The sequence below is a fragment of the Lentisphaerota bacterium genome (assembly GCA_016873675.1).
Classification (GTDB): Bacteria; Verrucomicrobiota; Kiritimatiellia; order RFP12; family JAAYNR01; genus VGWG01.
Map to the genome: position 1 here is coordinate 1 of VGWG01000128.1, position 7,009 is coordinate 7,009.

5 protein-coding genes are annotated in these 7,009 nt (G+C 59.2%); all 5 read left to right on the forward strand.

All coding sequences use genetic code 11. The features are described from left to right. Nucleotides 1–288: 288 nt before the first annotated feature. Nucleotides 289–972 (forward strand): hypothetical protein, encoded by a 684-nt coding sequence (locus FJ222_11325; protein MBM4165012.1) that lies wholly within the window; start codon nt 289–291, stop codon nt 970–972. Between the two features lie 143 nt (nt 973–1,115). Beyond that, entirely contained in the window at nt 1,116–1,988 is an 873-nt protein-coding gene (locus FJ222_11330; GenBank protein ID MBM4165013.1) for a hypothetical protein, read from the forward strand. Nucleotides 1,989–2,009: 21 nt separating this feature from the next. Continuing rightward, nucleotides 2,010–3,224, forward strand: a complete 1,215-nt coding sequence (locus FJ222_11335) for a hypothetical protein (GenBank protein MBM4165014.1) — start codon at nt 2,010–2,012, stop codon at nt 3,222–3,224. A 106-nt stretch (nt 3,225–3,330) separates the two neighbouring features. After that, nucleotides 3,331–4,782, forward strand: a complete 1,452-nt coding sequence (locus FJ222_11340) for a hypothetical protein (protein ID MBM4165015.1) — start codon at nt 3,331–3,333, stop codon at nt 4,780–4,782. 7 nt (nt 4,783–4,789) lie between these two features. Continuing rightward, nucleotides 4,790–7,009, forward strand: a 2,220-nt coding sequence (locus tag FJ222_11345; GenBank protein MBM4165016.1) for a polysaccharide biosynthesis tyrosine autokinase, incomplete at its 3' end; no start/stop codon positions are given.

The following is a 7,009-nucleotide window of genomic DNA, read 5'->3' on the forward strand; positions in this document are numbered from 1 at the left end:
TGTGCATCAACGGAAGACGGGTAGCCATGGACATGCAGTATAGGAAATCTATAGCCCGTCAGCAAGCCTTTTCTTCTCTCTTTTAACGGGTTGCGTACATTTGCCCTGCCTTAGGCGAGGATTAGGGACGCTGTGATCTTTCCGCATGGACCCCGCATTTATTTGTTGCCGCATTTATTTGTTTGAGGATCACGAGTCGTTTTGGTAACATACCGCTGCGTTTGGGTCAGGCCGGGGTGACAATGGACCCAACGGCCATTGCAGAGTGCAGGGGAGGGACACGCATTGATGAAGGAAGCAGGACAAACGGGTTTGCGACTGGCAGTCGTCGCGTTCCTATGCTCGGCACTGTCGGGATGTGTGCTGTTCAACGAAGGCGTTGGCGGGACAGGCGGAAGCGGGCTGGGGGGTGGTGCGCAACCAGGGTTGAATGCCATTGTCGATCCGGTCATTCGGGCTGGGCATACCCTAAGCATCGGCGTGAGCAGCGCAGGGCAGAAGGATATTCCGATAACTTCGTACTCTGTCTCCGCCAAAGGCGAGATCCTGATGTCGCTGATCGGCGCGGTGCCCTGCGACGGACTATCGCTTCAGGAGCTGCAGAAGAAGCTGGAGGATCTCTACGGTCAGTACATTCACGAGCCGCAGATTTCCGTGAGTTTCGTCTACGCGCCGGAAGGTGGCGGATTATCGCCCTGGGGGACGGTGCTCGTGATGGGCGAGGTCGTGCGCAAGGGTCCGGTCAACATTCCGCCGACGCGTGACCTGACGGTGTTGAAGGCGATTCAGATGGCCGGGGGCACCACGCCGGTGGCGGCCATTTCCAAGGTCTATGTAACCCGCAAGGTTTCCGAGAGTGAGCGCAGACGCATCGAGATCAACCTGACTGAAATCGGTCGCCGTGGCGACACCAGCAAGGACATTGTTCTGCAGCCGGATGATGTGGTTTTTGTTCCTGAAACGATCATGTGAACAGGGTGTGCGGACGGCGTCTTTTTTAATATAAATGCTTGCATTTTTTTGTGAACAGGCGCATAGTGTGCGACGTGATTGACGGTATTTGGACCGCTGTCGTGAATGTGGGTGATGAGGTCACTGGAGTGAAAGGGGAGGGGATGATGAAAGAACGGCTGGCTACGCTGCTGCTTCTGGGCGCTTTTTGCGCGGTGACCGTCGGGGCGAAGGGTTCGTCCTGGCATTCGCAGTTGGGCGGACTGGTTCAAGATCCGCAGGGCGTGCGTGCTGTGATGGCGGGTCTGTCCGGCGAAGAGGCTCAAGCGTTTGCAACTCAACTGCTGCGCGCGGCGAACACGGTGCCGCTTTCGGCGGTCGATAAAAACCAGCGGATGGCCAGGATCGCTCATGAACTGGTTGCGGGATCCCAGGGCGTCACAGGCAAACAGGATGTGCTGGTGACCATCTTCACCCAGGCAAACCCGGCTTACCTTTCGGGCATTGCGGATGTCTTGTCGGTCGGATTAGAAATGAGTCGCAATAATGTCTCCCAAGAGGAATTCCTGCGGATCGCCACGAACGTGATCACGCGGGTGCATGAGGCCAACATAGGCGATCGTGATGCGCTGATCCGGGTGACCATGACGATCGCCACGTTTCTGCGGGCGGCTGGCACGGGTGTGGAGTTTGAGCCGATCTTTCTGGCTTGCCTGTCCGACGCCGACCTTGCCGGTGTCGTGAAGAACGTGCTGGGTCCGGCGGTCAAGGGCAATTACGATCTCATGATTCAGGCGAATGAGGCGGATCGTTCGGGGCCTGGCAACTGGTTTGTCAGCCCGGTACAGGCACCCGGGTATCCCTTGCTTCCCCCGTGGGGAACCCAGATGGGATGGTTGGGAACGGATGGCGGCTTTGGATTGGGTATTGGTGGCACAGGTTTGGGGGGGGCTGGCGCCATTCCGCCGCCACCGCCTTTGCCGTACAACGGGCAGGTGATCGATTGTCCGCGTTGCAACCCGCCGCAAGAGAAGTAATCGCAGATCAAAGGAGAATCCATGCCTATTCATCGTATTAACACGTATTTCAGATTCATCCGTCTAGGCGTGTGCGTCCTGCTGCCGGTTCTTTTTCTCGGCGCGCCGTCTGTGCGTGCCGAGCCGCTTGATTTGGTGACTCCAAGCGCGGGCTTGCATTGGAATGGCCTCACCGTCTCACCCTTTGCCGAGGTGCTGTACTTCTACGATTCAAACTATGACCGCGTGGACCAGGGGGCCGAAAGCAATCACGGTCCGAGTCTGCGGAGCGGGTTTGATTTCTCCTATGGGGGCAATCGCCACAAATGGTCTGGCCAGTTCTGGTACCAGTGGGAAAAGTACATGGGCGAAGGGCGTTTGGATAGCAATCAGTGGCGCGAAAAGATTGGCTACCTCTATGAGACCCCGCAGGGAACCGTGTTGCGCGTGGATCATTACTGGGGGGAGATTTACCAGTCAGACTTTGAGCGGGGATTGTGGCAGGATCGTCGCGAATTTGCCTTGAACGCGGGTATCGCGCATGTGCTGACGCCCAAGACCCGCATCCAGTTGGATCTCGGATCGGAGGACGTAAAATATTTGAATCCGGCGTTGTATGACTGGCGGCAATATTCGGCGGATCTGTCGGTAGCCCGCGTGCTTACGCCCAAGTCCGATGTCTTTGTCGGTGTGGGTACGGCGTTGGAGGAAAGCGAGAGTTCGTCCGGATTTTCGAAATCGTATCGCGTGAACATGGGGTTGGCGTCGCGCGCAACGGAAAAGGTGTCCTATCGCATCGCGGTCGGCGGCGAGGCGTTTGATCCCACAGGTTCCAACGAGAGCATGACGCTCGCGCCCTACTATCAGTTGGGAGCGACGTGGCGGGCGTCGCGTAAATGGTCGTGGTCGGCGTCGGGTCAGGGTCAGCACCAGAACAGCGAGGAAATGGCTGGGAATTATGGCGTCGTCTATACCCTCGGACTGGGATCGACCTATCAACCCAATCGCCGGGTGAGCGTGGCGACGAAGGCGTTGTGGCGGTGTGACATTAACGAAATTCAGGTCGTTGATCCCGCCACGGGAAACCTGACGGATCGTGTGGACAACGAGTTTGGCATTCGCACAGACCTGAACTACCGGTTGAGCAAATATGCCAGTTTGCGCTTGGGCGGAGAGGCCATGACGCAGATTTCTACGATCAGTCAGAACGAGTACAAGCGCTTCCGTGTGGACATGGGATTGAATTTCCGCTACTGATCTGAGTGGCCGGCATCCGCCAGACAAAACAGCGATCGCCCCGTCCGAAGGTCCCAACCGGGCGGGGTTTGCGTTGCGGGGGATGTGGTGAAGAGGTGTGACCGCAATGCATAAGAACAGTTGTGTCGCGCATGTCTGTCTGACGCTTTGCCTGGCGGCTTGGGTGATCCATTCGGATGAGACTTGGTTCTGGACGGGGCTGCTCTGGCTGTCGCTGATGGGCCTGGCTCTCGGTTTGCTCTTCCCATTTGCCAGGAAAGACGAGTCTTCGGAGGACGCTCGTGTCCGCGTCTGCCGGAATCTGGCGCGTGATCCCGTTGTGGCGGCGGGGCTGGCCGCCACCCTTTTCTTTGTGGTGCAGGCGGCAAACGGGGGCCGTGCTCTGATTTATGATCCATCGACCGGGCAGTGGACCTTCAGCCTCCCGTTCTGGCGGTGGGGGCCGTCAAGCGTGGTGGCGGCGGACGCCTGGCGCGCCTCCACGCTCGCCTGTGTGTTCACGTGTGTCTGCGCCATGCTGCGCCACGCGGTCGGCAAGCCGGGGAAGATTCTGCTGCTTCAGGCGATGGGCCTGAATGCGGCCGTGCTGTCGCTTTGGATGCTGGTTCGACTGGCGCTTCAGAACGGTTTTGGGCTCTACGGGTTGCCCCAATTTTTGTTTGCGGCACAACCTGAGACGGTCGGCGCGTTTTACCTGCTGATGGTGGCCATCAGTTGCGGTTTGGCAATCACTGCGCTGATCGCCAAACGGCCTGGGGGGTGGATGATGCTGGTCGTGTTCCTTAATTTCGCGGGTGTGTGCCTGTCAAACAATCCCCAGGCCATTCTGGCGGCATGGGTGTTCGTGGGCGCTAGCGGACTTTACATCGTCAAACTGACCTTTCCGTTGTTGTTGACCGGTCAGATTGCGAAAATCTGGAGTTATGGGGTCATTCCGTTCGTGTTGGCTGGCTTCGTTTATTTCGGACATTTCCCACAGAATCCGGTTCTGCGAGCGGTGCGGGCGGCGGGTTCCTGGGGCACTTGGCTGTTTGGAGGGGCGTCGGCGTCCTCAGAGGCGGTTGCTGCCGCATGGCGGATGGTGGGCGATCATCCGTGGGTTGGCGTCGGGGCGGGTGGTTTCAAGCCATTTGCGCCGATATACGGGCTGGTGGAGTCCCTGCGGGATGATGGTCATGTCGGGCAAGATGGCGTCGAGTACCTCTGCGAGCACGGGCTCCTGGGATGCGGTCTGGTTGCGTTGGCGGTCGGGTGGATCGTGGTCGAAAACATGCGGCGGCTGGCATTGGTGCCGCAAGTCAGAAGCGAGTCCGACGCCATGCCGGATCGGGTTTGGTTGTTTCGCCTGACGCCGATGGCGGTCGTGCTCTCCCTCGGTGTTGCGATGGTCTTCGTCCTCAGTTTTTCAGGTCCGGTTTTCCGCAGTCCGTTCGTCTCACTCTCGTGGTGTGCGGCAGTGACCTGTCTGGGAAGTTTCCTTCCCATGCGCCGGGTAATTGAGTACAATCAGGCCTTGATTTCTCAGGATCAACGGCTACCAGCGAGCCAAGCAGGATAATGAACGCATGAGTGAAAATGCAGGTCGAGGCGAAGACCGTGGGAGGCCGGCAGGGCAGGTGGATTCGGGGCATAGTCCCGCTCCTTATTCCGGGCATGCTCCGTACCCGTCTCGGCCGGGCTATTATTACGGGCCGCCGCCCCACGGCGCGTATGGCTATGGCTCGCCACAGTATGGCGGTCTGGGGGGCGTGAATGACGCCGAGGAGTCGATCATTGGCGACGTGACGATCGGACGGATGCTGCGCGTGTGCATGCAGCGCTGGGTCACCATCCTGGTTTTTGTCATCCTGGGCGCGATCGGCGCGTTCTTTGTGTTCAAGATCATGCCGACGATTTACGAGGCGACCAGCATGCTGGAGATGAGCATCCGCCCGAGCCGGATCCTTGCCACCCGCAGCGCGATTGTTGATACCGACACGAGCGGAACGCTGGAGGAGGTGTTCAACACCCGCCTGGCACGGTTGCGCAGCCGCGCCATGCTGGAGCAGGTGCTGGCCCGGTATCACACCGACCACCCCAATTCAACGGTTCCCGAAGAGGAGTTGATTGCGATCTTGTCGGGAAATACCCGGATCTCGTTGCAGCGCCGCTCACGGCTGGTCGCGGTGTCTGTCCGGTCGGCCAATGCGCAGTTGGCCGCCGATATGGCCAATGCGTATGCGCTGACGGCCGAGACGTTCACCCAGGAGGAGAACAAGGCTGTTTCCGAGGAGGCGGTCGCGTGGTTGCGGACGACCGTGGAGATGCAGCGGCGGAAACTGGCACAGGCCGATCAGGCGATTCTGGATTTCAAGGTTAGCGCCATGATCGATTCGTTTGAGAAAGACAAAGAGGAGATCGGCGTCACCCGCGCGAGCGTCAACGTCGACATGACGGAGCTGAGCTTGCAGATCTCCAAGGCCGAAGAGATGCTGCGGACGCTGCAAAAGATTCAGGACATGCCCGACCGCTTTGGATCGCTCCCGGACAATACCCCGCGAGCCGTCGAGATCGCCCAGACCTATCAGAAGTTGCAGGATCAGATTGCGGAGAAAAACGCCATGCTGGCGCGCTATACCGCCAAACATCCCGATGTGCTGGTCAAAGAGAAGGAAGTCGATGTTTACCGCGCTCAGTTTGCCGATGTGGTGAAGCGGGCCTGCGAGACCGCGCAGGCGAATCTGGATCTGCTGCAGAACCAAATGGGGCCGCTCAAGATCAAGCATCAGGAGTTGATTGATACCTACCGGGACCTGCAAGTCAAGACAGATGCCGCAGTGATCCGTCTGCACCAGCTTCAGCGGGATCTGGATGTCAACGAGCAAAGCTACCAGGCGCTTTTGAACCGCATGGAAGAGGCCCGCCTGGCCCATGACGAAAACATGTGCACCGTGAAGGTCGGCGAAACGAGCACGATCCCGCGTTCGCCGGTCAGCCCGCAGCCGATGCTCATCTTTCCGGCCGGCCCCGCCCTTGGACTCCTCATTGGCGTCCTGTTTGTCCTCATGATTGACCACTTGGAGGACAAAATCACAAACATCGCCGATATCGAGCAGCGCCTGCGGATGAAGGTGCTGTGCGTGCTGCCGCATGTGCAGAAGAAGAAGCGAGAGGCGATGGCATTGATGATGGCGGAAGACAAGTTCTCCCATTTTTCGGAATCGTTCGCCAGTCTGCGCAGTCTGCTGGATTCGCCTCGCTACCGTGAGCACACCAAGGTTATGCTGGTGGTGAGCACGCAACCCAGCGAGGGCAAGACGATCACGGCGACCAATCTGGCGCTCTCGTATGCAGGGAGCGGGCTGCGAACCCTGCTGGTCGATTTCGACATGCGCCGGCCGCGTCAGGCGCGCATCTTCAAGAAGACGCGCGATGCCTACAACAGCCTCGCCCACACCCTCGCCCAGAATGATCCGGCGCTTTTTGAGACGCTGCCGGTGCCGTCGGGCTTCACGAACCTCGATCTCGTCGTGTCACGCGCCTCATCGGAGGTCAGTCCGGCGAACCTCATGGGCACGGGCATTGTGGCGCAGTTCGTGGAGTGGGCCCGTCAGCACTATGACCGGGTTATCATTGACTCGCCGCCGTTCGGCATCGTGAGCGACGCCGTCGTGCTGGCCACGGTTGCCGACAGCGTGATCCTCATGTGCTGCCCGGACCGGACCCATTACGGGCCGATCAAGCACGCGATCCGGCACCTCACCGAGGTCGGCGCGCGGGTGATTGGGGTGCTTGTGAATGATGTG